The organism is Sinorhizobium sp. KGO-5, from assembly GCF_036245905.1.
Classification (GTDB): Bacteria; Pseudomonadota; Alphaproteobacteria; order Rhizobiales; family Rhizobiaceae; genus Sinorhizobium; species Sinorhizobium meliloti_A.
The window spans coordinates 533313-559099 of the sequence record NZ_BDIZ01000002.1; the positions used below are offsets into that span (position 1 = coordinate 533313).

General features: G+C 59.7%; 30 protein-coding genes and 4 pseudogenes. 17 read left to right on the forward strand and 17 right to left on the reverse strand.

Going from position 1 to position 25787, the window contains the following annotated elements; genetic code table 11:
* Positions 1–8: 8 nt before the first annotated feature.
* From BHD07_RS11755 to BHD07_RS11765, 3 genes are read right to left on the reverse strand one after another with little or no spacing between them, the layout of a single operon-like run.
* On the reverse strand, positions 9–1043 hold the full coding sequence (locus tag BHD07_RS11755) for a FecCD family ABC transporter permease (RefSeq protein ID WP_338280242.1): 1035 nt from the start codon (positions 1041–1043) through the stop codon (positions 9–11).
* The gene (locus tag BHD07_RS11760) at positions 1040–2044 is read right to left on the reverse strand and encodes a FecCD family ABC transporter permease (protein WP_338280243.1); all 1005 of its coding nucleotides are present in this window, start codon (positions 2042–2044) and stop codon (positions 1040–1042) included. The genes BHD07_RS11755 and BHD07_RS11760 overlap by 4 nt, the downstream gene beginning before the upstream one ends.
* Before the next feature lie 22 nt (positions 2045–2066).
* The gene (locus BHD07_RS11765; protein ID WP_338280922.1) at positions 2067–2984 is read right to left on the reverse strand and encodes an ABC transporter substrate-binding protein; all 918 of its coding nucleotides are present in this window, start codon (positions 2982–2984) and stop codon (positions 2067–2069) included.
* 239 nt (positions 2985–3223) lie between these two features.
* On the opposite strand from BHD07_RS11765, the gene BHD07_RS11770 reads away from it, so the two are divergent.
* The 5 genes from BHD07_RS11770 (at position 3224) to arsH (ending at position 6455) form a co-directional block, all read left to right on the forward strand.
* Positions 3224–3577 carry an ArsR/SmtB family transcription factor gene (locus BHD07_RS11770; protein WP_324764925.1) on the forward strand — a complete coding sequence of 118 codons (354 nt, stop codon included), beginning with the start codon at positions 3224–3226 and terminating at the stop codon, positions 3575–3577.
* On the forward strand, positions 3574–4101 hold the full coding sequence (locus tag BHD07_RS11775) for an arsenate reductase ArsC (RefSeq protein ID WP_338280247.1): 528 nt from the start codon (positions 3574–3576) through the stop codon (positions 4099–4101). The genes BHD07_RS11770 and BHD07_RS11775 overlap by 4 nt, the downstream gene beginning before the upstream one ends.
* On the forward strand, positions 4098–4529 hold the full coding sequence (gene arsC, locus BHD07_RS11780) for an arsenate reductase (glutaredoxin) (protein ID WP_338280249.1): 432 nt from the start codon (positions 4098–4100) through the stop codon (positions 4527–4529). The genes BHD07_RS11775 and arsC overlap by 4 nt, the downstream gene beginning before the upstream one ends.
* Before the next feature lie 82 nt (positions 4530–4611).
* Positions 4612–5679 carry an ACR3 family arsenite efflux transporter gene (arsB, locus tag BHD07_RS11785; RefSeq protein WP_338280251.1) on the forward strand — a complete coding sequence of 356 codons (1068 nt, stop codon included), beginning with the start codon at positions 4612–4614 and terminating at the stop codon, positions 5677–5679.
* Positions 5680–5699: 20 nt separating this feature from the next.
* On the forward strand, positions 5700–6455 hold the full coding sequence (arsH, locus tag BHD07_RS11790) for an arsenical resistance protein ArsH (protein ID WP_338280253.1): 756 nt from the start codon (positions 5700–5702) through the stop codon (positions 6453–6455).
* Positions 6456–7071: 616 nt separating this feature from the next.
* On the opposite strand, the gene BHD07_RS11795 is transcribed toward arsH, so the two are convergent.
* Positions 7072–7866 carry an aromatic amino acid lyase gene (locus BHD07_RS11795; protein WP_338280255.1) on the reverse strand — a complete coding sequence of 265 codons (795 nt, stop codon included), beginning with the start codon at positions 7864–7866 and terminating at the stop codon, positions 7072–7074.
* Between the two features lie 639 nt (positions 7867–8505).
* Here BHD07_RS11795 and BHD07_RS11800 point away from each other — a divergent pair.
* Positions 8506–8745, forward strand: a complete 240-nt coding sequence (locus tag BHD07_RS11800; protein ID WP_338280257.1) for a hypothetical protein — start codon at positions 8506–8508, stop codon at positions 8743–8745.
* Positions 8746–8801: 56 nt separating this feature from the next.
* On the opposite strand, the gene BHD07_RS11805 is transcribed toward BHD07_RS11800, so the two are convergent.
* Entirely contained in the window at positions 8802–9497 is a 696-nt protein-coding gene (locus BHD07_RS11805; RefSeq protein WP_338280259.1) for a hypothetical protein, read from the reverse strand.
* A gap of 137 nt (positions 9498–9634) precedes the next feature.
* Between BHD07_RS11805 and BHD07_RS11810 the strand changes: the two genes are divergently transcribed.
* Positions 9635–9880 carry a helix-turn-helix domain-containing protein gene (locus BHD07_RS11810; RefSeq protein ID WP_338280261.1) on the forward strand — a complete coding sequence of 82 codons (246 nt, stop codon included), beginning with the start codon at positions 9635–9637 and terminating at the stop codon, positions 9878–9880.
* Here BHD07_RS11810 and BHD07_RS11815 read toward each other — a convergent pair.
* From BHD07_RS11815 to BHD07_RS11830, 4 genes and pseudogenes are all read right to left on the reverse strand, one after another.
* Positions 9860–10948: a nucleotidyl transferase AbiEii/AbiGii toxin family protein gene (locus tag BHD07_RS11815; protein WP_338280263.1), complete on the reverse strand. Its 1089-nt coding sequence runs from the start codon at positions 10946–10948 to the stop codon at positions 9860–9862. The two genes, BHD07_RS11810 and BHD07_RS11815, sit on opposite strands and share 21 nt — an antisense overlap.
* Positions 10938–11705: a type IV toxin-antitoxin system AbiEi family antitoxin domain-containing protein gene (locus BHD07_RS11820; protein WP_338280264.1), complete on the reverse strand. Its 768-nt coding sequence runs from the start codon at positions 11703–11705 to the stop codon at positions 10938–10940. The genes BHD07_RS11815 and BHD07_RS11820 overlap by 11 nt, the downstream gene beginning before the upstream one ends.
* 233 nt (positions 11706–11938) lie before the next feature.
* Positions 11939–12073: pseudogene (locus tag BHD07_RS11825) on the reverse strand (transcriptional regulator); the annotation flags it as partial.
* A gap of 494 nt (positions 12074–12567) precedes the next feature.
* Positions 12568–12767: pseudogene (locus tag BHD07_RS11830) on the reverse strand (enoyl ACP reductase FabMG family protein); the annotation flags it as partial.
* Between the two features lie 313 nt (positions 12768–13080).
* Here BHD07_RS11830 and BHD07_RS11835 point away from each other — a divergent pair.
* Positions 13081–13830, forward strand: coding sequence for a carbonic anhydrase (locus BHD07_RS11835; RefSeq protein ID WP_338280266.1), 750 nt, complete (start codon positions 13081–13083; stop codon positions 13828–13830).
* Positions 13831–14256: 426 nt separating this feature from the next.
* On the opposite strand, the gene BHD07_RS11840 is transcribed toward BHD07_RS11835, so the two are convergent.
* Positions 14257–14583 carry a hypothetical protein gene (locus BHD07_RS11840; RefSeq protein WP_338280268.1) on the reverse strand — a complete coding sequence of 109 codons (327 nt, stop codon included), beginning with the start codon at positions 14581–14583 and terminating at the stop codon, positions 14257–14259.
* A gap of 20 nt (positions 14584–14603) precedes the next feature.
* Here BHD07_RS11840 and BHD07_RS11845 point away from each other — a divergent pair.
* Both BHD07_RS11845 and BHD07_RS11850 read left to right on the forward strand, forming a co-directional pair.
* A pseudogene (locus tag BHD07_RS11845) lies at positions 14604–14854 on the forward strand (DUF736 family protein); the annotation flags it as partial.
* Positions 14855–14973: 119 nt separating this feature from the next.
* Entirely contained in the window at positions 14974–15180 is a 207-nt protein-coding gene (locus BHD07_RS11850; RefSeq protein ID WP_014330986.1) for an antitoxin VbhA family protein, read from the forward strand.
* Positions 15181–15454: 274 nt separating this feature from the next.
* On the opposite strand, the gene BHD07_RS11855 is transcribed toward BHD07_RS11850, so the two are convergent.
* The 7 genes from BHD07_RS11855 to BHD07_RS11885 all read right to left on the reverse strand — a co-directional run bounded on the left by BHD07_RS11855 (position 15455) and on the right by BHD07_RS11885 (position 19480).
* The gene (locus BHD07_RS11855) at positions 15455–15694 is read right to left on the reverse strand and encodes a hypothetical protein (protein WP_338280273.1); all 240 of its coding nucleotides are present in this window, start codon (positions 15692–15694) and stop codon (positions 15455–15457) included.
* Complete coding sequence (locus BHD07_RS11860; RefSeq protein ID WP_338280275.1) at positions 15670–16134, reverse strand: nucleotidyl transferase AbiEii/AbiGii toxin family protein; 465 nt, start codon at positions 16132–16134, stop codon at positions 15670–15672. The genes BHD07_RS11855 and BHD07_RS11860 overlap by 25 nt, the downstream gene beginning before the upstream one ends.
* A complete protein-coding gene (locus BHD07_RS11865; RefSeq protein ID WP_338280277.1) occupies positions 16135–16404 on the reverse strand; it encodes a hypothetical protein in 270 nt (89 codons plus the stop codon). It abuts the gene before it with no gap.
* Positions 16405–17320: 916 nt separating this feature from the next.
* The gene (locus BHD07_RS11870; RefSeq protein WP_338280279.1) at positions 17321–18478 is read right to left on the reverse strand and encodes a site-specific integrase; all 1158 of its coding nucleotides are present in this window, start codon (positions 18476–18478) and stop codon (positions 17321–17323) included.
* Positions 18475–18813, reverse strand: a complete 339-nt coding sequence (locus BHD07_RS11875; RefSeq protein WP_338280280.1) for a hypothetical protein — start codon at positions 18811–18813, stop codon at positions 18475–18477. Before BHD07_RS11875 ends, BHD07_RS11870 begins: the two co-directional genes overlap by 4 nt.
* A 2-nt stretch (positions 18814–18815) precedes the next feature.
* Positions 18816–19193, reverse strand: coding sequence for a type II toxin-antitoxin system VapC family toxin (locus tag BHD07_RS11880; protein ID WP_338280281.1), 378 nt, complete (start codon positions 19191–19193; stop codon positions 18816–18818).
* Positions 19190–19480: a type II toxin-antitoxin system Phd/YefM family antitoxin gene (locus tag BHD07_RS11885; protein WP_338280284.1), complete on the reverse strand. Its 291-nt coding sequence runs from the start codon at positions 19478–19480 to the stop codon at positions 19190–19192. The genes BHD07_RS11880 and BHD07_RS11885 overlap by 4 nt, the downstream gene beginning before the upstream one ends.
* Positions 19481–20287: 807 nt before the next feature.
* Between BHD07_RS11885 and BHD07_RS31885 the strand changes: the two genes are divergently transcribed.
* The 7 genes and pseudogenes from BHD07_RS31885 to BHD07_RS11915 all read left to right on the forward strand — a co-directional run bounded on the left by BHD07_RS31885 (position 20288) and on the right by BHD07_RS11915 (position 25714).
* Positions 20288–20449, forward strand: coding sequence for a hypothetical protein (locus BHD07_RS31885; protein ID WP_445190483.1), 162 nt, complete (start codon positions 20288–20290; stop codon positions 20447–20449).
* Positions 20450–20488: 39 nt separating this feature from the next.
* Positions 20489–20653 (forward strand): annotated as a pseudogene (locus BHD07_RS31890) (hypothetical protein); the annotation flags it as partial.
* A gap of 83 nt (positions 20654–20736) precedes the next feature.
* Entirely contained in the window at positions 20737–21516 is a 780-nt protein-coding gene (locus BHD07_RS11895; protein WP_338280286.1) for a hypothetical protein, read from the forward strand.
* A 186-nt stretch (positions 21517–21702) separates the two neighbouring features.
* The gene (locus tag BHD07_RS11900; RefSeq protein ID WP_338280288.1) at positions 21703–21966 is read left to right on the forward strand and encodes a hypothetical protein; all 264 of its coding nucleotides are present in this window, start codon (positions 21703–21705) and stop codon (positions 21964–21966) included.
* Positions 21967–22483: 517 nt separating this feature from the next.
* A complete protein-coding gene (locus tag BHD07_RS11905) occupies positions 22484–23242 on the forward strand; it encodes a hypothetical protein (RefSeq protein ID WP_338280290.1) in 759 nt (252 codons plus the stop codon).
* A gap of 227 nt (positions 23243–23469) precedes the next feature.
* Positions 23470–24312 (forward strand): hypothetical protein, encoded by an 843-nt coding sequence (locus BHD07_RS11910; RefSeq protein ID WP_338280292.1) that lies wholly within the window; start codon positions 23470–23472, stop codon positions 24310–24312.
* A gap of 256 nt (positions 24313–24568) precedes the next feature.
* Entirely contained in the window at positions 24569–25714 is a 1146-nt protein-coding gene (locus BHD07_RS11915; protein ID WP_338280294.1) for a DUF3800 domain-containing protein, read from the forward strand.
* The last annotated feature ends 73 nt before the right edge of the window (positions 25715–25787 follow it).

Consider the following 25787-nt stretch of genomic DNA (forward strand, 5'->3'; position numbering starts at 1 on the left):
GGGCGATCTCAGGGAGCTTTGCGTACAAGGGCGAGCAGTACCGGCACCCCGACGATGGCAGTGACCACTCCGATCGGCACTTCTTCGGCTTGCCCGACCAGACGACCAATCAGGTCCCCGAGGGTGACGATGACCGCTCCGAGGACGACCGTCAGGGGAAGCACCAGCGGGAAATCGCGCCCGGCGAGGAAGCGCGCCAGATGCGGCACCATGAGCCCTACGAAAACGATCGGGCCCACTGCACCCACGGCGCTTGCGGCGAGCGTGCAGGATACGAGCAGGGCAAGCGAAAACTGCTTGCGATAGGAGAGCCCAAAGGAACGGGCGACAGCGGAGTCGAACTGCAAGAGGACCAGCGGACGATAGATCAGAGGGAGGGCGGCCAGGCCGGCGATCGTAAACGGCAGCAGGAAGATCGCGTGATCCCATGTGCGCGCATAAAGGCTTCCGGAGAGCCATTCGAGAATGATCTCGATGCGGGCCGAGCCCCAGCCCGCAATCAGGCCTATGGCAAGCGCGTGCAGCACCGCCCCAATCGCGATCCCGCAGAGCGTGATCCTGAGCGGACTGAGGTCGAGCCGGAAAGCCATAATGTAGATGACGCCTCCCGCCGCGATGCCACCCATCATTCCCGCCAGCGGCAGCCATGCGATCGGCAGCTCGGCCACGGTGTTGGAACCGGGATTAAAGATGTAGACGGTGAACAGCAAGAACGCTGTGACCGTCAAAGTCGCGCCCTGCGACACCCCCATCAATGACGGATCGGCGAGAGGGTTTCGGGTTATCGTCTGGAGCAATAGTCCTGCGACGGCGAATTGAATCCCGGCAAGGATGCCCGTGACGATACGTGGCAGACGGATGTCGAGAATGATCGAACGCGCTTCAGGCGAACCGCTCCCGGACAGAACCGAGACGACGTCCGCTGCGGGAATGTCGACCACGCCAAGGAGCACAGCGGCGACGAACGAGAACAGGACCAGCAGAATGACCGCGGGCAGGAGCCACGGTTTCGGTCGGGTAAGGCCGAGCGGGACTGGAGTCATGCGGTCTTTCCCTTGATACCGACGCGTCCTCGCTGGATGAGATAGATGAAAATCGGCCCGCCGAGAAGCGCGGTGATAATGCCGACGGGAAGCTCCTTCGGGATGGCAATGGTGCGGGCGATGAAGTCGGCGCAGGTCACCATTAGCGCCCCGATGGCCGCCGTGAGCGCGATCTCAAACGCAGTTCCCGAGGGCCGCAGGAGCTGGGCGATATGCGGGGCTGCCAGACCGACGAAGGCGACGGGGCCTGCAACGGGGGCGACGCCCGCTACCGGACAGATGCCGAGAAGCAGCAGGACGGGTTTCCAGAAATGAAGCTGCACGCCCATTCCGGCGGCGGCGTGATCGCTCAGGGCGAACATGGCGATTACCCGGTGCAGCGACAGCGCTCCCACTACCCCAAGGCCCACCCAGGGAAGCATATGGACGAGGTGCGACCAGGTGCGTCCGGCGAAGCCGCCCGATAGCCAGAACAGCAGTGCGGTCGATTGCGGCCCCGCCAGGAGCAGCATGTAAATCGTGATCGCCCCGAGAAACAGCGACACGCTGACGCCCGCGAGGGCGAGATGAAGCGGGCGCCCGGTTCCGCCGCGTGCCACCCAGAACGTCACCCAAGCGGCGGCGAGACCGCCCGCAAGGCCTACGAACGGGTAGTAGGCGGATGAAAACCATGGCAGCAAGACGAAGCAGCCAACGATGGGCGCAACGGCGCCGGCGGTGACGCCCGTAATCCCCGGATCGGCGAGCGGGTTGCGGGTCAGTGCCTGCAGCAGATAGCCCGAGACAGCGAGGCCCGAACCCGCGACGGCGGCCGCGAGGCTTCGCGGCAGCCTCAGGGTCCAAACCAGGATCGACTCGATCTTGCCGTCGGGAGCAAAGAGCACGCGCAGAACGGCATCGATGGAAAGTGTCCGCGCCCCATACAGCAGCCCGACGAGAACAATCAGCAGTGTCGCCGCGAAGACGAGGCCTATGGCTATGGAGGATTTCCGGGTGCCCATCGCCGTCGCGATCGCTCGTCCGCTATTTCTGAGCCTCGGCGGGAATGATCTTGGCGGCTTCCGCCTTCACGTCCACGGCAGGGAAGACGTCGGGATAGAGGTAGTGGGCCGCCTCGCGCAGAACGATTTCGCGCGCGATAGGGCCGTTGGTCTCGACCCACTGGTCACCGACATAGAAAACCCGATTGTTCTTGACGGCCGTCAGTTCCTGCCAGATCGGGTTGTTCTCATGCGGCCGATCGGGGCCCGAGTCATAGATAAAGAGGACTTCAGGGTCTTTCTCGAGCATGGTCTCCAGGCTGAGATCGACACCGAACTCTCCGCCCGGCGTCATGTTGCCGGCGATGTTCTCGCCACCAATCGCCGCGACGATGGACGCAGCCGTGTTTTCCGTGTGGAATGCGAACGGCGTCTCGCCACCCCACATGATCGCGAAGCGAGGGTTCACCTCCTTCGGAGCCCCGGCGGCGAATTTCGCCAGGTGCTCGCGGAACTCCTTGTTCAACTGGAGGCCGCGCTCGGGCTTGCCGAGGATCTTCGAGAGCTCGGCGATCTCACGGTCGCTCCCGTCCAAAAGCTCCATGTTGTAAGCGACATAGGGGGCAATCTTCTCGAGGTGCGGCGCATTGCCGACGGTGTAGCGGCGGATGGCGACGATCAGGTCGGGCTTGGCTTCCGCAAGAAGTTCCAGGTTTGGCTTGGCCCGCTGGCCGATCTGCTTCATGCCTGCCGTCATGCCGAGGAGGAAGTCCGGCTCCCGTCCCGCGGTCATATAGGTGCTCGCCACGGGCTTGATGCCAAGGGCAAGAGCCACGTCATCCGCGAAGTAGGAGATCGAGGCGATGCGTTTCGGCTGAAGGGGGACCTCCACCTTCACGCCACGGTCGTCGGTGATCGTCAGTGTCTTGCTGTCCTGGGCGTGAGCGGGGCCTCCTGCCATCACTGCCAGAAGAGCAGAGAGAATTGCGATTCTACGTGCGTTCGCCACGGCGATGTCCTCCACATGAATGTCGACACCGCTTTAGCTATTAAAGAGGAGTCCTGCAATCCACTTACCTGCACTTCCGATCAATTCCGAGAGTCGCTTCCGCGTATGGGCCGGTGCGTTGCCCAGTGCTCGAAGGCATGGTTCACGGCATCGACGCTTGACACTGTCCACATTTCGAGTATTCTCGACATATGGAACAGGAAAATGCAATTCTGGCCCTTGCGGCGCTCGCTCAATCGACCCGGCTGGAGACCTTCCGCCTTCTTGTCCGGCATGAGCCCCACGGGCTGCCCGCCGGCGATATCGCGCGCACCTTGGCGGTCCCCCACAACACCATGTCGACGCATCTGAATATTCTTGCTCGGGCGGGCTTGGTGTCTTCGGAGCGCCGCAGCCGCCTCATCGTTTACCGCGCGGATGTTTCGCGTCTGCGCGATCTCACCCTTTTTCTCCTCAAGGATTGCTGCGGAGGGGATGCCGATCTCTGCGCTCCGCTGATCGAGGAACTCAATCCCTGTCGTTCAAAGGAAAAGGTAACCGGATGACCAAGACGACGTTCAATGTGATGTTTCTCTGCACGGGCAATTCAGCACGTTCGATCATCGCAGAAAGCGTTCTGCGAAAGGACGGAGCCGGCAAGTTCAATGCCTATTCCGCGGGGAGCCAACCCAAGGGCGAGGTCAATCCGTTCGCCATCGAGACGCTCGCAGGCCACCACTATCCCGTCGAAGGGCTTCGGTCGAAAAGCTGGGACGAATTTGCCGTGCCCGGCGCTCCCCAACTCGATTTCGTCTTCACCGTCTGCGACAATGCCGCGGGCGAGGCGTGCCCCGTCTGGCCGGGACAGCCCGTGACAGCGCACTGGGGCGTCGAAGACCCGGCAGCCGTCGAGGGGACGGACGCCGAGAAGCGCGTCGCGTTCGCCACGACGCTTCGTTACATGAAACTCCGCATTGCCGCCTTCGCAGCGCTTCCGGTGGAAAGCCTGGAGCGGCTGAGCTTGACGGCAAAACTGCACGAGATCGGCCAGATGGAAGGTTCCACTGCACGGAGGCCCGACGTCGCATGAAAGACCCGATCGACATCGTCATTTATCACAACCCCGATTGCGGCACGTCTCGGAACACCTTGGCAATGATACGCAACGCCGGAATCGAACCGCATGTGGTCGAGTATTTGAAGACTCCGCCAAGCCGGCGGCTGCTGGAGCAGCTGGTCGTGCGTATGAGTATACCCGTTCGCGAGTTGGTTCGGGAAAAGGGTACACCTTACGCAGAACTCGGCCTCGGCGATCCGGCTCTCACCGATGAGCAGCTCCTCGACGCGATGATGCAGCATCCGATCCTGATCAACCGCCCCATTGTCGTCTCGCCGCTTGGCGTCAGGCTGTGCCGACCTTCCGAGGTCGTCCTTGAGATCCTGCCCCAGGAGCAGAAGGGCGCTTTCGCGAAGGAAGACGGCCAGGTCGTCGTCGACGCGAGCGGTCGGCGCGTCTAGCCGAAGCAGAGCAGACCAGAGCAAGCGAAGCGACGCCTCGAGCGAGGCTGCGCACCGGACTTCATTTTCAAGGAGAACGCAGTTGCGTCCCGCCCAACCCACAATCCGCCTCTCGTTTCTCGATCGCTATCTTACGGTCTGGATATTTGCCGCCATGACGCTCGGCCTTGTGCTCGGCACCGTGTTCACGGGCTTGCCGGCAGCCCTCGACAGTCTTTCCGTGGGGACCACTAACGTTCCGATTGCGATCGGACTCATCCTGATGATGTATCCGCCGCTGGCCAAGGTGCGTTACGAGGAACTCCATCAGGTCTTTGCCGACAAGCGCATACTAACGCTCTCCCTGGTGCAGAACTGGTTGATCGGCCCGGTGCTTATGTTCGGGCTCGCCGTGTTGTTCCTGCGCGACTATCCGGAATATATGACGGGCCTTATCCTGATTGGTCTCGCGCGCTGCATCGCCATGGTTCTCGTCTGGAACCAGCTGGCCCGCGGCGACAATCAATACGTTGCAGGTCTCGTCGCCTTCAATTCGATCTTCCAGATACTCTTCTTCAGCATATACGCCTGGTTCTTCCTCACTTTTCTGCCGCCGCTTTTCGGCCTGGAAGGAAGCGTGATCGACGTGTCCTTCTGGACGATCGCCGAAGCAGTGCTGATCTATCTCGGGATACCGTTCCTCGCCGGTTACCTGTCGCGCCGCATTCTTACGAAGGCAAAAGGCACGGACTGGTACGAGAACGCCTTCCTTCCGAAGATCAGCCCAATCACCCTTGCGGCGCTGCTGTTCACCATCGTGGCGATGTTCAGTCTGAAGGGCGGCGATGTCGTAAGGCTGCCGTTCGATGTCGTCCTGATCGCAATCCCCCTGACGATCTACTTCGTCATTATGTTCACCGTCAGCTTCTTCATGGCGAAACTGATCGACACCGACTATCCGCGCACCACCGCCGTGGCATTCACGGCAGCCGGCAACAATTTTGAACTGGCGATCGCTGTTGCCATTGCCGCCTTCGGTCTTGCATCGCCAGTGGCCTTCGCCGCGGTCATCGGACCGCTCGTGGAGGTGCCCGTGCTGATTCTGCTGGTGCAGCTCGCACTGTGGCTCGGCCGCCGCTACTTCGCCGAAACGGCTCCCGCGGCTGTCTGAAGCATAGGAGACCCTGAAAAATGAGATTGCGCACCGTTCCCGACATCAACCACCTGCCGGCTCTCGACCCTGCCTACGCGCATCGCAATCCAGCGGAAGGTCTCGGTCCGTTGGACCACAAGCCGCGCATCCTGCTCCTCTACGGATCGCTGCGCGAGCACTCTTACTCCCGGTTCTCGGTAGAAGAGGCGGCGCGAATTCTCGAGTACTTCGGCGCGGAGACCCGCATATTCGACCCTTCGGACCTGCCGCTGCCCGACCAGGTCAAGGGCGACGATCACCCGGCCGTCAAGGAGCTCCGTGAGCATGCGATTTGGTCCGAAGGAATGGTCTGGTGCTCACCAGAGCGCCATGGCCAGATCACCGGACTCATGAAGGCGCAGATCGATCATCTGCCGCTGAACATGGGCGGCATCCGTCCGACGCAAGGCCGTACCCTCGCTGTCATGCAGGTGTCGGGCGGCTCGCAGAGCTTCAACGCAGTCAATACGCTGCGTATCCTTGGACGTTGGATGCGCATGTACACCATCCCAAACCAGTCGAGCGTCGCCAAGGCGTTCCAGGAATTCGATGCGAACGGGCGCATGAAGCCTTCCAGCTACTACAGCCGCATCGTCGATGTCATGGAGGAACTCGTCCGCTTTACGATCCTCCTGCGGCCGCACTCGGCTCAATTGGTCGACCGCTATTCAGAGCGCAAGGAAGCGAAAACGCCGGTTAACCCGGAGACCGACCTCTCCGCCATCGCGATCGCCCCGCAAAAGGGTGCGGCGTAAAGGCCGACACCGTTCACAGCGGCAACCGATCCAAAGCTCTTGCACGCTTTGAGTATTCAATCGCCGAAGGAGGCGATCGAACGGTGAGGCGGTTTCTTCGGTGCGCAGTGACGCTTAGACAATCAGCCGGGCCGCTCGTCCGTTCTTCCGTTCCGCGTTGCTGTAATAACTCGCCGCCACTTTTCTTGAGACGAGCACCTTCTGCGCATAGTTCGCATCGAGCTCGGCACAGTAGGCGCTCCGGCGCAGCGAACGACCGGAAAATTTGTCTGGCTCGTCTCAATACAGGCGAGCGTCAAGGATCGCGCCCCTACGAGCGTCGACCGCCTTCTCGTTGAAGCAGTCCGGTCTAACGTCTTTGCGGCGTCCGGTGACTCGGCACACTCGTCGACAATTGTTTCGCAAACTGCTGAAGCCGCTGTCGATGGTTGATCTTGCAATCGGCTTAGCACACAGGCGCATTCGCTCTAGTCGGACGCCACCGAGCGGGGTAAGTATCGGACTTTCACGCCGGCATCTCGCAAAATCCTCAGAGCTGCACGTTGGGCATCAATCCATCTACTTTCCCCGGCAAACCCGTTGGGTACAACCAACCGTGAAATCCCGGAGAACGCTATCATCGGCCTGCCACAGGTAGCTGCCTTCGAGCAGCGCCCGCAGTTCGGCGGGTCGAGCTCAAATGGCTCGGGAATGGCCGTAGCGCGGCGACGTCTTCGAGAAGAGGGGAGACGTTGCCGTTCAAGCCTTCAAGACTGAGCGCATAGATGAGGCGAGAAGTGGAGAGAAGCTGCTCGGCATCGTGGATGGCAAGGGCAGCGGGGCCCGCGGCGTAGGCATTGGAACTGAGGATCGCGAGGCCATCCTTGCCAAACGGTTTCAGCGGCTCAATGCCGGCGGATTTTAGAGCCTCTGCGGCCGACATGCGGCGACCCTGGTAATCAACGTCGCCTTCACCGAGCATGGCGAGACCGATGTGGCTTAGCAGCGTCATATCCGCCTGACCGACGGAGCCGCGCGAAGGCATGGTCGGTGTGATGCCGTTGTTCAGGAACGCGATAAGCATCTCGGCGACGTGAGGCTGAACGCCCGGTCCGCCGGTCAGAACGTTGTTGAGGCGGACGGCCATGGCGGCGCGAACGACGGGAACTGCGGTATCCGGGCCGACCCCAACGGAATGGGCGCGCAGTAGCCCTTCGTTGAATTCGCGCGACGCCTCCATGAGCTCTGGCGTGAGTTCCCCGGTGGCATCGACCATCTTCCGGTCTTTATTCCACCCGACGCCGACGGTCAGACCATAGATCTCCTGCCCTTCCTTCGCGCCCTGCAAAAGCACGGCATAGGAGCGTTCGACCTTATCGAGGCTTTCGCCGTCGACGGCAACGGCTTCACCCTTTGCCACACGGACGATCATTTCGGGCGTGGCGTCCCGACCGTTCAAAAGAACATCGGCATGACTGGACTGGAAAAGAATAGGCGAGCGTCGACAACACTGTGGAAAAGAGTATCTATTCGCATCAGAATTCCCCTACCATTGGAATGCGGGAACTATCAGAGGTGGGAGACTTTACTGCAAATGAGTGAGATTTAAACTACTTGAATGATATTCATGTGGAGACCGCAGATACCAGACGCGTCGATCGATGACCGGGGAGCACCGTCGGCGAACTGACATTCTAGTGCTCTCGCGCCGACCGATGAAAGTTTTTCCCTCGCCAAGGCTGAGGAGCGTAGCACCAGCTTTCTGAAGCTCTGGGATACAGCGGTTTGATGCGATGACGGGTGAGCATCGCGGAAGGATTGCATAATGTATCAAGTGGACCTATCCGGAGTCCCGGTCCTTACGCGTGCAGCGGGAAGGATTCTGGCTTTTGCTGGACCGGCCAGGCTCTGGACATAGCCGCCTACCGCGGGCCGCTTTTACCATCCTTGGGACCTTCTGCGAGAGCTCGTCGAGCGTCGCCATAACGCGGTTCACTTGCGAGAGCGTGGACGTCAGCTCAGGAGCATACCTCACCACCAGATACTCTGTGCTTGAGGAGAGCGTTCCTAAGTGCGCAACCGTACGCTTGCGCAGGACAAGCCCAGCAGCTACGGCCATTCGGGTGCTCTCGCCAAGATCATGCCGAATGTCACGGATCGTTTCGTGATCAACACCTTTGGCGCGCAGCAGGGCATTCAGATAGAGCTCGATCGCGTGAAGCGCCAGGAGCCGCTGGGGAATGTGGTAGGGTTTGGTCGAGCCAGCGCTCAGCTTCACGGCGGCGCCTCTGTACTGCGTCGCCATGTTTAGAATCTCTTGTGCGCTTGCTGTCTGGCCAGAATAAAGAAGGTCCATCCCATCGCCCTTCAGGTCGAAGTGAAAGTTCCGCTTGGTTTTGTTCGCGCCTCCATCAGCCGTGCGGATGCTTTTGCGCTGCGTGCACCGGCGATACGAATGAGATCCTTCAGCATCGTTCGCAGTTCCGGCCACGGAGGATCTTCGAGCTTGAGGCCCGGATCATGGGTGACGATCAGGCAATGAAGCTTTGCTGTGACTTCGATGAACGAGGAGGGCCGCATGATCAACATCACCCGGGCCAAGACCCCGGCTTGCTCTGCGAGTTCCTGTTCCAGAGCGGCTGCCGCACTGTAGCCAAGACGCTGGTCGGCTTGTCTCCATAGTTTCCGGCGCTCGCGAAATTCGGCCCTAGTCTGAGCCGGTGTTTCGGCCTCGACTTGCGTCCGGCGCTCGATATCGGCAACCGGAGTACCGCCGGCCTCTTTTAGCATTTCCGCCGCAAGCCTCTTTCGAAGGCGAGTGGCGCGTACGCAATGCCGTTGGCGCGCGTACCATTGGGGCCACAGTTCTCTCACGGGAGTGGGGCCGCTCTCTCTTCGAGCAGCGCCTGATTCTGCGAGACGTGCGCTGAGCAGCTCAGCGGCAACGGGAAGAAGGTTTCGACGATCGATCTGGTAGGGCAGGTTTTCGGGAGTGTGGTTCGCCGGGCATTTTTTTCTACGCGAAATTGCATGCAAAGTTCTGCTAGTCTCAGAATCAGCCATGATCCAAGCTCCAACAAGCTAGATTGTGGTTAGGCTGGTCCCGCGTGGTACGAACACGTGGGGACCAGCCGATTGCAGCTTAGGAGGGTACCGTTGCCGAGCGAAATGGGCAAGTCAAATCACAACAGTGTGGTGAAATGAACCCTATTCAGTGCAAGCTTGCTCGTGTCGCGTTGGGTTGGGGCGTGCGGGAGTTGGCCAACGCGGCGAATGTTTCGACGCAGACGATAAGTCGTTTGGAACGAGGTGACCAGCTGCGTACCAGCACCATTGATGGCATCCGCCAGGTGTTCGAAGCCGCTGGGGTAGAATTCATCGTCGAAGGCAGCGATCGCTTTGGAATAATAATCAAAAAGCCGAACTCACCTTTGACCGACGGTTAGGTGTTTCACAAAACGCATGCGTGCGCATTTTGCGGCCGTCGCGAGTTTTCCTATCCGAATTGCCATCCTCGACCTGGAGCTTGGACTCGAACGGGCACCCACATTGCTTCCGACGACGGAGCCGAGTTCATCCCCGCCGAAAGGGAACAACGGCAACCCACGGAACACCGTTGAGAGATCAATCGAACGGGTTATGTAGAACTCCTCGCCTTGACAAGTCCAAACAGCTGCGAGGCAAGTACCTGCGCGAACGCTTCGAGGTCGCCGCCCGGCCGAGTCGATTACGCGGGGATAGAGGCGAAGTCCATCAGCGCGAGCGCAACACGACAGCGGGTGAGGACCGTGTGAAAGTCTTCGACGGTCTTGCCGCGCCCTCGTCGACTTTAGATCCTCCAGCCTGACGGGTTCGGTTGTCATTCCCTCGAACTCCTTCACAAATGCCTCATCGAGGTCTGCGAGAGAAGGCTTGACCAGTTCGTGCGGTGGTCGCCCCGCGCTTGCAACATAGATCAGGAATGTTCGGAACAGCGCATCGGTCAGCCCCTCGTTTTCATAGAGCAGCTTCACATCGAACAGGTCGCGAGGATGCTGCCGGTCAACCGCCGCATGCAACTTTCCCCCGAACAGATCTTCGAAGGAGACGACCGGCATCTCGGCGAAGCCGAACGTCTCTTCGACGCTCTCGCTGACCCGACGCAGTTGTGGAGCATGAACGGTGCCCCGCGCGACAGGTGATGTTTCGATCTTGATCTCGGCATTTCCCTGCCGGACGAGAACGCGAGTGTCGTTGTTGCCTCCGCCGGCGACCCTCTGGACGTTCACACCACGCAGATTTCGCAGCAGGTCTTCGCGGATGTGCTCAAGGATCGTATCGATGTTTCTCAGCGTCGTTTCGCGGTCCTCGATCGGCAGATAGGTCAGGTCGATGTCGACGGAGAGGCGCGGCATGTTGCGAAAGAAGAGGTTGATTGCCGTACCACCCTTCAGCGCGAAGGCCTCATGGCGGGCGATGAAAGGCAGGGTCCGCACGAGAAGGTCGACCTGGCGCATGTACTGCTCACGTGCCATGCGGGGTCTGCTTTGGCATTAAGTCGGCGGGGATCGTGATGCGGTAGGTGGGATGCAGCCGTCCGCCCGGTGTCAGCGCCCGGTCACCCTTGCCAAGGTTTACGGCGGACATGTCTATATGCCGACGCCAGGCATGATCGTGCTTGTCTGCATAAACGAAGAAGAGGCGCTTGGTTTTCACGGTCCGGCATAGGGCAAGGAGTGTCGTCAGCAGTCTCGGGCGCAGATTAGCGAGGCTCTCGAACGCCACGTCGACCTTGTGAAAGCTTTCGCGCTTCGGAACCTCGTCGAGCATCTCGAGGATCGCTCGTTCAGGTGACGACATCGGCATTGGCCAGCGCCACGGGCTCTGCGCCAGTTCAAAATCCTCATCATCCGAGAGGTCGAAATCCGCATTGTCGACTCCGGTCGCTCCCTCGCCGAACAGGGCGTTACTTCTGACCCTCACATCGGCGTCCGTCCGCAGTTTTGGCAGCCATGAGGGGATATGGGATCCGTAGAGATAGAGGGGGAATTCGTCGCTGAAGGAGAGGTAGTGGGCATGCCCCCGCAACGAGAGGGAACTGGCCCCGCCGACATGGAGTCTATAGTGCATGAGCCAGACGGCCGAGAGCAGGGGTATCTTCCAGCCGAGAACGGCTGCTGGATTGGCATCCGAAGAAAACGGGCGGCGATACACCCCCGGCACGACCGGCTCGAGCCAGCCCTGTTTGATGTACCCTGAGACGGACTGTCGTGAGATGGCGTGACGGGTCATCCGCGAGTGCCTCTTTATCGAGGAGCAAAATTGTCAATCATAGATTGACGTGGAACTTTGGTTTCAAAGTGGCTATCGTTCGACCCGGGGCCTGACGACTCCGCCAATCCCTACAATAAGGATGCGCAGTGTCATCGGTGTGGATTCCGCGCACAAGTCTTCGAAGACGCTATCAGAAAGCAATTCGCGGCAATTGACGGCATGCATATCGCGCCGGGCCGGGACGATTTTGTTAGTCGTACGCCTGGTCCGCCGCTACCGGCGTAGTCCCCCTCGATGAAAACCACGCCGGCTTCTTCCAACACCGAACGTATGTCAGCAACCGTGCGAGATTTAAGTTCTTCGCCGCGCTCGAATGAGATTGACGTCTTGAGTGGCGGAGCCGGCGCGGACACGTTCGTCTGGGCTAGTCAAGCAGGTAACACGCAGGGCGTCGATCGCATCGTGGACTTCGACGCGCACGGCGGGGACGTTATCGAATTCACCGCCACTCCTACGGCATGTGGGACTACGACGCTTTCCTCGACGCTTCGAAAGATACTGCAGAAGGCATTTACGTCGAGTTCCGCGAGGAGCCGGCATTTTGATCGAAGGCGTCACGCTCATTGATCTCTCTCCGAGCGACGTAATCTTCTGACTAAGTCCGCAGACGCAACCAACCCAATGATGTACTTGGCGAAAGGTTAAGCAGGCGTCTGCTCGCAGCGCTTGAACAGAAGTACCGCTCCGTCTCTCGCCTGCTGCAAACATTTCTGCAGGATCAGACTGCCGGAAAACAACCGCAATTGGCGCTTTCTTGCCGGACCTTCGTATCCTTCTGACCCTTGAGAGAAACCAGCTTCCAGCCTAGATCGGGAGGCTGTCAGGCCAACTCAAGCTGCGAGCCCTTCGCCCCTTGCGCGATCAACCGCGCGGGAGACTTCCTTTGCAGGTGGGAAGCATTAAGTCGGCGCGCCACGATATCGTGGTTGAGCCACGAATGGGGCCGGAGGGATCTGAGGACGCGCCAAAAATAGGCTGCCCGGTCGCCTCCACCACGAGAGCACTCAGGATATAAGCAACAGGTCCGCCTTCTCAATGTGGATACCGAAAGGACGCAGTCATTGAACCAATCTGTTCACCGAAGGAAACGCGACAAGTTCCGACTGCCGATGCGTTTCCGTCTTCAGGAAGATTATTTCAAGAGTGGATCGGGCCGTCTCGCGGGTAATGCCAAGCACCGCGGCCGCTTCGGGCCGACCGGCTCCCCCCAAGTGACGGCGTTTCGAGCAGCCCTTTCTAGAACGCCCCATTCTGACAGGTGTTGGACAGGTATCGAGGACACCATCCCGTCCCCGAGCGCGATCTGCTCGTGATCATTCGAAAGGGAATGTGAATGGAAAGGCGTGATTTCCTCAGGGGCCTGGTCTTGCTTGCGGCCTGCCCGCTCTGCGTCAGGACGGCATACGCGGCCGAGGGCGTGCACTGGGGCTATGAAGGCGAAGAGGGGCCTGAGCATTGGGGTACCTTGAGCTCTGAGAACAGTGCTTGTTCGGCCGGCTCACAGCAATCACCGATCGACATCCGGGGCGCGATCAAGGCCGAAATCCCCAATCTGGCGACGGACTGGAGGCGCGGCGGCACGATCCTCAACAATGGCCATACGATCCAGGTGAAGGCCGCTGGCGGTACGCTTCGCCGCGGCGACAAGACCTTTGATCTTGTGCAATATCACTTCCACGCGCCGAGCGAGCATCTTGTCGACGGCAAGAATTTCCCGATGGAAGCGCATTTCGTTCACAAGAATGCGGAGACCGGCGCGCTCGGCGTTCTCGGCGTTTTCTTTGTCCCCGGCGCGGCCAACCCGACCTTCGCGAGCCTCGCGGCGAAGTTCCCGCAGAACGCCGGCGAAGAAACCCAACTCGATGCCGTCGACCCGAAAGGCCTCTTGCCCACCTCGCTGAGGTATTGGAGCTATGAGGGATCGCTCACCACCCCTCCTTGCAGCGAGATCGTCGACTGGATGGTCGCGATGGAACCGATCGAGGTCGATCCGGCCGACATCAAGAAGTTCACCGGGCTTTATTCAATGAACGCACGGCCGGCGCTTTCCGGCAACCGTCGCTACGTTTTGACCTCCAGTTAATCGACGAGACCCAACCGGGGGCTTCTCCTCACGGCCGCAAGGCCACCTCGGCAAAAGCGTTGCTTTCGAAGAGGTGGCCGTTTGCGTGCCGGCGCATGCAACTCTCAACAATGCCCACACGGGAGGTGCGATCTCTCGCATCGACTCTCTGTCGAGTTGGCGTTCAAACCAGGCCGCCACCCGGGCCGCACGACGAGGCGTCAGCCGCGCCGCGCCGCCTCGATTGCGGCGACGTCAATCTTTCCGATGTCCATCTCGCCTCGAACGCGCGATTTGCTTCGCCCCCCGTTTCGACCGGACAGTCGGCATAAGATGGTGAAGCGAGCTCGAAGTGCGCGGCGACAATCAAGGTGAGACTCAGCGTCAATCAGGTCGGTTCCGGTAGAGGGTGAAGTGATACACCGTGCCAAAGCGGAAACGGGTGGACTATTTGTCCGGGACGAACTTACCTTCATAGCGGGCGCGAAAGTTGCGGCGATCAGAATCTTCCCGGAAGCAGACAAAGATCAATTCAAGATCGCTTTCGCCGTCAGTGCGTCCGAGCAAGCTGAGCGTGACGACAGCAGTTTCGGGATAACCTTGGCTCAATCGGATGGCGGCAGTTCTGATTTCGTTGATGTTGAGATCGTTGCGGCTGTCGCTGCGCTGATAGACCAGCCAAAAACGCGCTCGTTGCCAGGTCGAACGTAAGGCATCGGTCACCTGCTCCTTGAACGCACCGGCGCTGATCCCGCGAGTCCAGGTGACGGTCACGCGTTGCTGTTGAGGGTGACCGCGACATGGACATCAAGGTTGTGCCGTTCGCGTCCGACAATGAAAAGGCCCCGACGCACCGCGTCTACGCCAAGTCACCGCGCGGCCATGACATCGAGGTCGGGGCATCTGGAAGAAAGAGAACCAGGACGGCGAGCCCTACTACACGCTCTCGATCCGCAAGTTGCGCTACAACGCCAATCTCGGCCGATTCCCCGGCCAGGACGACTCCTCTATGCAGGCGATCATCGAATGGGAACCGCGCGATTAATCCGCTCACAGCGCCCGGCGAGCAGCCGGGCGCCCACCTTCGAAAGGCCGGAAAATCCCGCAAACTGCTGATTTACAGCACTTTTCCTGCAAGGGTGGCCCGTAACTGGAGATTTGCCGATGAACGTTCATTCCCGCCGTCCGGATCGTTCCCCGGAAGCCATCGAGAAGCGGCGCAAGGCCGTCGAGCAGGCGCGCGCTGCCAACATCCGGCAGGGCTACGTTCACGATCCGGTGCTCGAGGCGGCCAACGCCCGCTATGTCGCCGGGGACATTACCACGGAAGAGTTTCGCGAAGAGATGCTGGCGCGCTTCAAGCGCGCCTGATCTTCGATCAGTGATTGAACAAGCCGCCTGCATTCCCGGGCGGCTTTTTTCATCAGGAATCGATTGGCAAGCGACCAGCCGAAGGGCTCTTACACCTACCCCGACGTACCCGGTGACCCAGATCGCACTGGCGTCCTGCGCAACAAACTGAGCCTGACGACGCACTCCGAACTTGGACCGGCCGAATACCCTGCGGCGAGTTCTCGCTTGGGCCAATGTTGATGGCGTTGTTGCGGGCGAACGGCGCCCAGGCCGTAAGGCTTCGTAGCGTCCCCTAGGTCTTTGCGCCAGTGCAGATGGTTTCCAGGAGTTCAACCGTCATTGACTGAGCCACGCGCGGAATATCGGAGAAGCTCTCTCGGTACAGAAGTCTCGTCATGATGGTTTCCGCGAACTGCGGGTTCATCTGGCGAGCAACTTTCAACGCCGCCTCGCATTTATCCTGGAAGGCCTTTAAGGCCTCATCGAGGTATTCCACGCCGTGAGTTTTCATGACGCAAGCGATGTCGAACATGTCGCGGGGCTGCATCGCGGCGCCCCGGTAGTAAACCTTCTTTGCGATGATCTCGCGGGGGTCTCGAGCAGAACGTGTCGTCCGCGCACCTCCGCTCTCACCGTCGGATTGCCGGTGAGGCTAGGGGCACAGATAAAGTCGATTTCGCCAACGTTCTCGAACACAATCTTCAATGTCCGCGATCCATCGGACTCATAGCCGTCAGGGTTGATGCCGAGGGCGTATCCCTGTGTCTTCGGATTCAGGTATGGCAGGAGTTGCGGATCATCGAGGAAAATGTCGACGTCGAAACTCTCACGGTGATCGATCTGGAGCATCAGGGCTGTACCGCCCCCAAAAGTCCAACTGTCGATCATAGTAAGTTCGGAGTTTGCTTGTTCGATGATGCGGCAAGCCTGTTCAAACAGGTCGCTCCATCTGCTGACCGGGTGTTCGACCAACTACGCCGCCCGCGCCAAAGGGAGGGGGTAGCCAGCAAGTGCCGAGAACTTCCGTGCCAGATCGGAGGCGGCCGTCGGATCAACGTGCATTTCGTCCAGGAACGAGATCTGAAGGCTCTCGTCGACCTCGGAAAAGAAGGAAAATGCTGAAGGATCGAAAGAGACTGCGCTGGCAGGATCGGAAATCTTCGACGCCAGCTGCTCAGCCGAAAGGGTCGTCCCATAAGGGGCGTTAACAGTGGACAGAACCTTTACTGCAACGATCGACATCTTCCCGAACCATAGAACACCTGGAACTGTACATATACCGCGACGATGTCTGCGAAACAAGGATCGCAGCTGAGGAGGTCGACTCCGGCGAACTTGAGTTCTGCCGGGGCCGCACGCGACGGCGCACGCTTTGCGGATGGTTTTTGTCTCGGGATCGTTTAAGTCAGTCCGGCCGCAACGGCTCTGAAGCTTCCTTTCCGACCGAAAAAGATCGCCGGAAATGTCGATGGCGACGACATGTCATGAGAACGTGTCGATGGGACCGCAATTTATCGACATGTCGCGTCTTCAGCAATGCCGGTGGACGTGCAAATTTCCGCCCGCCGACGGCTTCGAAGCAAGCTGACGTGGCTCGGATGCCTCGCCACGCGGCATCCCTTCGACTGGTAAAGCGATGCGCCCGCTCTGAGCCGCTCGGTACGGCCGACAGCTCTCCTCCTCGTAGGCTGTCAGTCACTATGCAGCCCGTGCATCTCTTCCCGCGCCGGGCTTTTGTTGTTTTCGCAGGAACTCTATCGCGATTTTGCCATCCTCATAGGTCAATTCCCCAATGGGGAATTACAAGGAGGAGGGATCGTGGAAATCAGCGCCAGTGACCGCGACCTTGTCGCGGTGATGAGACGGTATTTTTGCGGCTCAGGCCGAGCTGGAGAGCTTGAAAGCACAATTGGAGGCGGCAACGACAGGCGGCCGGGGAGGCGATCTGCGTGTTCTACGAAACGCCGAGCACGCCGCCGAGCTGCAACGCTCGCATCGCTTGAGGGAAGAGATGGCGTCGCTGATGCAGCGTGCTGAGGCCTGGGGCAGGGCAGCATTGGGTGCTGAGGAGCACGATAGATCGGCGGCGGAAGCCGAGCCGGAAGAATGGGGGTCGTTTGAGAACCAAGCCGATGCTCTCTTCGGTGCGTAGTTACGCTTAGACGATCAGCCGGGCCGCTCGTCCATGCTTGCGTTCTGCATTGTTGTAATAGCTCGCCGCTTGCGTCACCGATTTGTGCAGAGACTGCTGCATTGCTTCGGGCAGCGGAATACCGCGATTGGCGGCCTCGGTCAGATAGCCGGATCTCAACCCATGTGCCGAAAACAGCGCCGGATCAAGCCCCGCCTGTTTGCAACGTGATTTCAGGATCAGGTTGATGGATTGTGGCGTCAGCGCCCGTCTGTCGACGTTGCCCCACTGATCGACGCGCCGGAACACCGGTCCGTCCTTGATTTGCGCTTCAGCCAGCCACCTTTTTAAGGCGGTGACGGGCCGGCCGATCAACAGCACATGTTCGTTATCGGCGGCATTAGTCGTCTTCGTGCGGCCAAGGCGGATCGACAGACAGGGCAGGGGAGGGGAGTTCTTGTCGGACGGATCGGCGCGGACCGGCTCCTCGTCGGCGAGATCCTCGACCCGAAGCCCCGCCACTTCCGAACGGCGACGGCCGCCGGAGGCAAACGCGGTCAAAAGCAGCGCGGAGTCACGGAAGTCGACCAGCCGATCGCCGGCACAGGCTTCGAGAAGCTTCACTAGGACGTCACTGGTTACCGCCTTTTTGCTCTTGCTTTGCCGCGGCCGGTTGCTTGCTTTCACCGCCAGCCTGAGCGCGCTCTTCAGCGACGGCGCGCCGAAGGAACCGGTCAGGCCCCGCCAGCGCGTCAAGATCGACCAGGAGGTCAGCCGTCGCCGCACCGTGGCCGGCGCGTGCGGGCCGATGGCTTTGAGCAGATGGCCGGCGCGCAGGCCGCTTTCCACCTCGATAGGCATGCCGTGGGTCGGATCCTCAGCGCGCTTGGCTGGATCCCAAAGATGGTGAGCGACGAATTTTAGCAGCAGCGCTTCCGGCGCCGGCCAGGGGAGGGGGTCACCGGTGGCGAGGCGGCACCAGGCCTCGAGGTAGCCGAGGTCGGAGGCCAGCGCGCGTAGCGTATTCTCGCCCATGCCCTCCTGCGCCAGATGCTTGAGTGTGGCGACGTCACCGTCAGTCAGCAGCGCGGCGAGCTGGTCGCGGCGGTCGAAGGGCAGGATGGCGTCGAGCGCGTCGAGTTCATCGGCGCGGCTGGCAATGGGTGTCGATGGCACGATCGTCATCGCGGCAGTCCGTCTTCGTCATAGAGATCATCGTGCGCCGACGTCGTATCATGGTCCCGTCTCGGCTTTCCTTCCGCAGCGAGCCTCCAAACCGCGTCGACCGAAGAGACTTTTCCACCCTCAACCAGTTTGCTGCCCGGGCGGTGGGCCGTGTCAGGAAGGGTCTCTTCGATTTCGTATGAGGGGGAACCATCCTCTCCCGAGAAGGAGCTGAGCTGAGCTACAGGCCATCCGGCCCGGCACACATAGACTTCGTCCTGCCGGCACGCCAAATCGATCAGCTCTTCCAGCCGTTCTGCCGCCTCCTCGACGTCTATGAATATCTTCATCGGCATCGCTACCAAACCCGTTCATGCAGCACCGCATCGAAGGCGCCGTCGACGGAAACAAACGCGCAATGCTCGAGCCGGGCCTGTGCGGCGAGTATGCGGTCCCATGGATCGCGGTGATCCCATTCGAAAGCGGCCGCCAGTTCGGCATGCAAATCGGTGATGGCAAGGGTCTGCAAACCGCTCTCCGAGACTGCGGCACGCAACTCCTGTGGTTTGAGATCAAGCTTTTTCAGGCGCATCTTGTTGTCCAGCTCGTAGAAGGAGACAGCGCTGACAAGGATGGTGTTTGCCTTGTCCTCAATCAGCGATCGTGCCGTCAAGGAAAGGCGGTCACTGCCGATTGTCCACCAGTAGACCGCGTGGCTGTCGAGCAGCACCTTCATTTGGAGGTCTCGCGGTCGTCGGGTCCGCCCCGCCAGATACCGACATCGTCATTCCAGTCGCCGGCGTCGATTCCAGCCTGCTCGGCGTCGACCTCGTCGAACAGTTCATCAGGCAGACCGCGCTGGCGAAGGAGGCCGAAGGGGCGTTTTCCGCCATCGGCCGGCCCGATTCGTGCATAGACTTCGTTGCCGCGCATGATCGTGATTTCCTCGCCCTGGTTGGCGCGTTCGAGCACCTCGGCGAAATGCTTGCGGGCTTCACTGATCTTGTACGTGGTCTGGGGCATCAAGGCCTCCGTCGTTCGGCGCGTATGGCCACCATATCATTGGTTTGAGAAGCGTACAACAACGATGTACATCTTACTAGCGATACTTGAATACTATCGAAAGTGAGGGGGCTGCGAAAGTGTGCGTCCATATGACGGAAACGATTTGGCGATTATCTTCCGTTTGTGAAAGTACCATAAGTTAATTCATATGGTTAATGGTTCATGACATCGGTCGCGGTGCCGGAGAAGTGCTCTCTGACATCTGCGCTGGTACGACGAGCGCGTCGCCCGCTCGCCCGTTAGCGAGGGCTGGATCTAACGCATGCACTTTGCCGACGCCTGAGCCTCGCTGTGGATCGATGGCGAACTCGTCCACCTCGAGGACCTGGTGTTGCACGACGCCGGCCACGGCATCCGCACCCCGACCCACAAACTCACCATCGGCCGCGACGTGCTGCGCAGCCGCCGGCGCATCGCAGCGCAGCCGCCCGGCTGGGCGCTCAGTCCCAACGACCTCCGCACGCTTCGGCAGGTGTCGCCTGCAGCATCCCTTCGAGACCGACAGTGACGGGGGAAGTGTCGGGGTACGACGAATCCTGCTGCAGTCGAAGCAGGGGAGGGGGAGGACGCATACGAGCAAGACCCCAGTCCGTTCGATGCCGAGCTGGCGGCCATCGATGCGCTGCTCGCCCGATCGGGCGCGATCATGGAAGAGGCAAGGCAAGCCGGCCCCGCCAAAAGCGCTCGTGCCGCCCGGGAAAGGGATCCGCTTGGTCTGCGATCTTGATTTGGTACGAGGACGGGCGTCTGGGGGAATGGCGCGGTGTGTTCGACCAAATCGGTGATCTGCGGCCAGTGTTGCAGGCGATCGTTGCCCTTTACGCTTGGAACGAGCCCGCGGTGCTGCATGCGCCCTGGGTTGGCCGGCTGCTGTCGGGGTCCCTGGAACGATGCCATTGCCGGCGAGAAGGTCGCCCCCTCGGCTGACGAGATGAACGCGGCACAAGATCGTATCGACGCCAAGGCGCGCGCCGGTGCGACGTAGCCAACCTTGAGAAGGCGGTGGGCGATAAGCTGAAGCGCTGGGGCGTGTTGGAGGATGATTGCGAGATAGTCGATATCCGGCTGCTTTGGGGCTGGGCGAATGAAATAAAATCCGGCAAGGCGTCGAGGGCGGAGCCCCAACCTTAAGCGAAAAAAGACATTTGAAAACAACTCTAAGACGTTGCTTTCTGCTGCCGTAGATATAGCCTCTCCGCAACGTGGGGGACAGCATGGCAGATTTCGATTTCAGCAGAGATACTAATGATGAGCGGTTGTTGCTCATCGCATTCAATAATGAACGTCCCATGAGTGCGGCACAGGTGGCCTCGGTTCTCCGTGCTTTGGACAGCGACTATAAGAACATGACGGGCAGGGATTTGGTCCTCGGCCACATGGAGCTCGGCTCCGTTTGGATATGGCTGATGGATGCTGCGATATACACGGGCGGCGGGATTATCGGGACCGCAGCTGTCGCGAAGGCGGTTGAAGAGCTGGCCGGGTTTGCGAAAAGGCTGAGAGATGGCTTCAAAGATAAGCAGAAGTTGCCAAGCGAGGAGTGGCGTATTCCGGCTCCGTCGGTAGACAAATCCCTTCTTGCCATTGCGAAGGCGTCCATCGAGACGCGCGCCAACTTCCGCATAAAGCACACACGCGAAAGCACAAACGCCCGCGATACAATCGAAATTGAAGTCACACCTGCTGAGGCTTCAGAAACACAAAAACGGGTAAAGAATAGGCCCAAGACGGGCAAGGCGGTCGAGCCACCAAAACTGATTTCCACGCACATGGACATCCAAACTATTGCCCAAACCATGCGGGAGCTTCCGCCCGCGACAGGCGATATTGAGTCCGTTATTCGCGCGCTCGTTCAGGCACATATGTTGCTCGGCAGTACTTACGTTCTGGAACAGGTCGCCGCGACCTTGGAGTTCGAGGGCCGATCCGACATCGCCATGATCATTCGCCAGATGCTTGGCAAGGACAAAGGTTTAGTCCACGTCGAAGTTTGAGGGTCAGTGATCTATGAGCGTAGAGATTGATATTTTCACCAAACGTCTGGGCAAGTTCGTCCTCAGAGTGTTCCTCAACTCGGTTGGCGTCGGTATCGGCGTTGATGTGTTCGATTCCAAAACCTCCTGGAAGCCCTGAGCGCTATTGATGACATCAAGGCGACCGCTCAGGAGCATAAGAAGGAATTGGCGACCATCCAGCATTCTGTGATCGAAATTGGCAAGGAGCGGGACAAGCTCACCGCTGATAAGAATTTGTTGTTGCAAATGACCTCGGCGGAACGGGATAGACTGCGCGATATGCTCGGCGTGCCGACGCGCCTGCAATCCATCCTGATCTGGTGCGGAACTTTCCTCTTTGGTGCCGCGACGACGTGGGTCCTGACCTACGCCTACGACACGAAGATAAAGGGCATGTTTGATGCGTTAGCGGTGCAAGTCGGCGGTTGATAAGCGAAACAACAGCTAGTGTGGTCCAAAAGCAGCCGCTCGGAAATCGTCGCGAAAGATCACCTATCGCCGGCCGAAGCTCAGGCAACCGACCAAACTTGCCTTTGCTGGGGCAGACTGGCCAGATGGTTGCCCCAGTGCTCTCGATATCTCGGACCCATGCGACTCGGGTTGCTGGCCGTTCTCTGGCTTAATCATCCAAATTGACAAAGGCGCCGGGAGGTCGGGACCGACGACAATCACTTCACCTTGCCGGAGAGACGGGATGAATGCGGCTGCGCTACGATCCATGTCTCCACACGCTTTTTCAATAGTTTCGCGATCCCGCTCATTGGTGAGGCGGTGGGCGAACAAGGTGTGGCGAACAGCCGGTGGCAAGGGTCAATCCCCCTTCGCGGGGAACCATTGCAGATGGGTGGAAGGGGATGCAGGCGCGGGAGGGCGGAGCCCGAGGCCCTTGTGCTGGTTCCGGATCGTCTAAAGAACGGGATAACCGAGATTTAGCAAGGAAACAAGATTGTTTGGGCTGTCAGGAACTATTATTTCAGTAGCGTGGTGGTCAGATGGGGACGCTTTAGTGCCGGACTTTGAAAACTTTCCCGACGATGATGAAATTGCTCTGCTTCAATACATCGAAGAGTTCACCGCCCTTTATCAGGAGGAGCTAGGCAAATGCGGCGAGAACGACGATACCCGGCAGATCGGGATCGAGTTCATGAACAACGTCCTGTCGGCGGCGAAAGCCCTCGAAGTGAAGGACTTCAACGGCTGGCGTATCCCCGATTGGGATGCAGCCTACTCGACCATCAACGAATTCAAACTCTTTACGCGAAGCTACGTGATCCGGTCGCAGGTGAAAGCCGCTAGGCTCGTGAAGGTGTATTCCGTCAGCCTTGATGCTCCAACGCGAGAGCGCGTTCATTCTCTGATTAAAGCCATCAGGGAGGTTCTGGATAAAGCCGATATTGAAGAGCGGAAGCGAAATTCGCTCTACGGCAAACTCAACGCCTTTGCGGCCGACGTGGACCGAGCCCGGACAAGGTTCGATAACGCGATGGCATTCATGATTGATGCCGCCGACGCGGTGAAAAAGGTTGGGGACGGGCTTAATCCGCTTACTGAACTCATCAAGCGCATCAACGAACTCCTCGGCCACGTAAAGGATTTGGAAGGCGACGTTAAATTGCCTCCCCCTGTCGAGCGCAAGCGCATTGCGGGACCGAAGAAGGTTGAGCCGACATTCAGCCGCGACCTTGACGATGACATCCCGTTCTGAGGAACTACCGTGGCGAAACACACCGATGAGATTGTAGGGGACGTCTTCGTTGCCATTCTGAGAACGGCGGCTGATCTTGTTATCGACAGCATATTCATGCTTCGCCCCCCGCTGAAAAAGCTGGGGTTGGAGCGGAAACTGAACTCGTACTTCGGTGACCTATGAATCCTGACCTGGTGAGCAACGCCCATGTGGGAAGCGCAAGAACCTAACAGCGGAGCCTGTTAATGCTTAATTTCGACCCGTCCTGGCGATTTTCCAGCCCGGGGCCTGCGCCTGCAACCCTGGCCCGAGCGTTTTACGAATTCATCGAGAAAATCGCCGCGCAGGGAAATACTTGGCGTATTGTTGAAAGCTTTAAGGAAGCGTTCGGCGGTTCGGGCACCAGCAGCAGCCTGAGCTGGGCGTGGTCTGATCTGGATAGCGCGATGCGTCGAGCAGAAGAGAACGCCCCGCTGTTCATCGAGGCGTTTTACAACGTCTGCCTCGAATGCGCGGCCGGTGGGCTCGCGGTACCTGACGTTTCGCTGATAAATCGGACCCTGGCACAACACAACGCCGGCTATCAGATCCAGCCGCCTAACCTCGTTGCAACCAATCCACAGGCGCGGCCAATCCCCGTACCCGATGTCACGCCCTCTCTGGACGCGCAGGCGCGGAACCTGATCGAGGCGGCCCTTGAGGAATCGGACCGCCTTTTAGGCGAGGGCAAGAGCCGGCAGGCGGTTTCTGAAATCCTGTGGCTCCTGGAGTCAGTCTCGACCGTCTTCCGGGGCACAGGCACAAGTGACGGCACGGTCCAGGGAAAATACTTCAACAAGATCATTGGCGAGTTGAAGGATAGCAACCGCGGCACGGCTCAGGGGCAGATTCTGGAATGGATGACGAAGTTGCACGGTTATCTATCCTCGCCGACCGGCGGCGGCGTGCGCCATGGCATTGATCTCAAAGCCGGCATCGCTATCCAGCAAAACGAGGCGCGGCTCTATTGCAATCTTATCCGGAGCTACATCACGTATCTTATCGAAGAGCATGAACGCCTTCGAAAGACGGGACACGCGGCCGCGTAAGGAGGCGCGCCCGCACTAAGCAGAAGTGGGATCGTTTTGGTGCGCATTTGCCTTCGAGAGGCGACGCCCCGAGCCGCGCGGTGCGTCTCGGTCTGGGGATGACGGTCCCTTGCGCAAGAAAAGAGGCTCGGGAACGCACCACCAAAGCAGCGCTGCCATCTGGATCGCCGTCGCCCTTCTAGGGTGAGGCGACGGACGGCTCCAGCCGGAGCAGATTGCAAGCTATGAAGCTGAAGGGACATCGGGCGGAAATTATATGTACTGCTATGTAGATGAAAGCGGAAACACCGGCCTGGAGTTGTTCGACGCGAACCAGCCCATCCTCTACTATGGCCTGCTGACGGCCAAGGCAACCCTTGATGTGGTGGCAGAACCGCTGCTGAAGGAATTGCGTCAGAGCCTCGGAGTTAACCGGCTTCACGCCAACCAGCTGGGCGTGGGGCGCCTGACGACAATTGGCGAGAAACTCGCCCGGTTCAGCAAGAAGAACGATCTGCGCTTCTCCATGCTGCGGGTCAAAAAGCCGGACCACGCGCTCATCAGTTTTTTCGATCAGGTGTTCGATTCAGGGATGAACAACGCCGTTCCCTGGCATCACTATTTTACGCCCCTGCGGTACATACTGCTCTTCAAGGTCGCGCACTTGTTCGACGACGCTTTGGCGAAGGAGGCCTGGAAAGCGCGGCGCGAGCGCAATCCTGCCCGCGCGGCGCAGATGCTGACAAGGCTCTGTAACGACCTCTTGCCGCGTGTCGCTACACTGCCCGATGCGCGGTCGCGGGAGCTGGTGTCCGGCGCGCTTCGATGGGCGGCGGCCAACCCGCATGAGATCAGCTATGGCGTAGGCAATTACGACAGCGCCTTGCAGATTTCGCCGAACCTTGTCGGGTTTCAGCAGGTCCTGCAAACGATAGCGCTGCAATCCTCTGCGCAGAATCGGCAGGTGAGGAAGATCACCGTGGACCGCCAGACCGAGTTCAACAACGCTCAGGGCGAGCTGGCGGAGTTCTACCGCGCGCTGCGAGGCCACAAGGGCGAGATGGGACCGGGCATGCCGACATTCGATTACACGCAGATGCCGGAGGTCCCGCCGACATTCACGCCTGGGGACGCCAGCGCGGGTCTGGAGCTCGTGGATATCACCCTTTGGATCGCCAAGCGCCTTGAAGAGGGCAAACCTCTTTCCCCGGAATTGGAGCAGCTGTTCTGGTCCCAGGCAAAACGGGGCGTCACCGACGAGGTATCACTCAGAGGGCTCGACAGGCGGTGGCGTCATCTGATGGATTTGCCGGAGCCTGACAAGCCGCTCCCCGAAGAGATGCAGAAGCACTTCGCTGCGCTCGAAGAGCGGCGCCTGAAGGAAATAGCCGAACTGCCGGCCAGGCAGGTCGCGGGGGCATAGCGGTTGGGAGAAGGCTCAGTCATCGGCATTGATGTAGGGTGCTCGACGGCGCGGCGATCGAGCGCCATTTGCC

What these genes read in the sequence shown, in the direction of transcription:
- BHD07_RS11865 (WP_338280277.1), bottom strand. Translation starts at nt 16,404, where the DNA reads ATGTCGATCGTTGCAGTAAAGGTTCTGTCCACTGTTAACGCCCCTTAT.
- BHD07_RS11870 (WP_338280279.1), bottom strand. Translation starts at nt 18,478, where the DNA reads ATGACGATCGTGCCATCGACACCCATTGCCAGCCGCGCCGATGAACTC.
- BHD07_RS11755 (WP_338280242.1), bottom strand. Translation starts at nt 1,043, where the DNA reads ATGACTCCAGTCCCGCTCGGCCTTACCCGACCGAAACCGTGGCTCCTG.
- BHD07_RS11775 (WP_338280247.1), top strand. Translation starts at nt 3,574, where the DNA reads ATGACCAAGACGACGTTCAATGTGATGTTTCTCTGCACGGGCAATTCA.
- BHD07_RS11765 (WP_338280922.1), bottom strand. Translation starts at nt 2,984, where the DNA reads ATGGCAGGAGGCCCCGCTCACGCCCAGGACAGCAAGACACTGACGATC.
- BHD07_RS11855 (WP_338280273.1), bottom strand. Translation starts at nt 15,694, where the DNA reads ATGTTCGACATCGCTTGCGTCATGAAAACTCACGGCGTGGAATACCTC.
- BHD07_RS11820 (WP_338280264.1), bottom strand. Translation starts at nt 11,705, where the DNA reads ATGACCCGTCACGCCATCTCACGACAGTCCGTCTCAGGGTACATCAAA.
- BHD07_RS11795 (WP_338280255.1), bottom strand. Translation starts at nt 7,866, where the DNA reads ATGATCGTCCGTGTGGCAAAGGGTGAAGCCGTTGCCGTCGACGGCGAA.
- BHD07_RS11850 (WP_014330986.1), top strand. Translation starts at nt 14,974, where the DNA reads ATGAACGTTCATTCCCGCCGTCCGGATCGTTCCCCGGAAGCCATCGAG.
- BHD07_RS11810 (WP_338280261.1), top strand. Translation starts at nt 9,635, where the DNA reads ATGAACCCTATTCAGTGCAAGCTTGCTCGTGTCGCGTTGGGTTGGGGC.
- BHD07_RS11760 (WP_338280243.1), bottom strand. Translation starts at nt 2,044, where the DNA reads ATGGGCACCCGGAAATCCTCCATAGCCATAGGCCTCGTCTTCGCGGCG.
- BHD07_RS11885 (WP_338280284.1), bottom strand. Translation starts at nt 19,480, where the DNA reads ATGCCCCAGACCACGTACAAGATCAGTGAAGCCCGCAAGCATTTCGCC.
- BHD07_RS11880 (WP_338280281.1), bottom strand. Translation starts at nt 19,193, where the DNA reads ATGAAGGTGCTGCTCGACAGCCACGCGGTCTACTGGTGGACAATCGGC.
- BHD07_RS11815 (WP_338280263.1), bottom strand. Translation starts at nt 10,948, where the DNA reads ATGGCACGTGAGCAGTACATGCGCCAGGTCGACCTTCTCGTGCGGACC.
- BHD07_RS11915 (WP_338280294.1), top strand. Translation starts at nt 24,569, where the DNA reads ATGTACTGCTATGTAGATGAAAGCGGAAACACCGGCCTGGAGTTGTTC.
- BHD07_RS11770 (WP_324764925.1), top strand. Translation starts at nt 3,224, where the DNA reads ATGGAACAGGAAAATGCAATTCTGGCCCTTGCGGCGCTCGCTCAATCG.
- BHD07_RS11895 (WP_338280286.1), top strand. Translation starts at nt 20,737, where the DNA reads ATGGCAGATTTCGATTTCAGCAGAGATACTAATGATGAGCGGTTGTTG.
- BHD07_RS11805 (WP_338280259.1), bottom strand. Translation starts at nt 9,497, where the DNA reads ATGGCTGATTCTGAGACTAGCAGAACTTTGCATGCAATTTCGCGTAGA.
- arsH (WP_338280253.1), top strand. Translation starts at nt 5,700, where the DNA reads ATGAGATTGCGCACCGTTCCCGACATCAACCACCTGCCGGCTCTCGAC.
- BHD07_RS11875 (WP_338280280.1), bottom strand. Translation starts at nt 18,813, where the DNA reads ATGCCGATGAAGATATTCATAGACGTCGAGGAGGCGGCAGAACGGCTG.
- BHD07_RS11835 (WP_338280266.1), top strand. Translation starts at nt 13,081, where the DNA reads ATGGAAAGGCGTGATTTCCTCAGGGGCCTGGTCTTGCTTGCGGCCTGC.
- BHD07_RS11910 (WP_338280292.1), top strand. Translation starts at nt 23,470, where the DNA reads ATGCTTAATTTCGACCCGTCCTGGCGATTTTCCAGCCCGGGGCCTGCG.
- arsC (WP_338280249.1), top strand. Translation starts at nt 4,098, where the DNA reads ATGAAAGACCCGATCGACATCGTCATTTATCACAACCCCGATTGCGGC.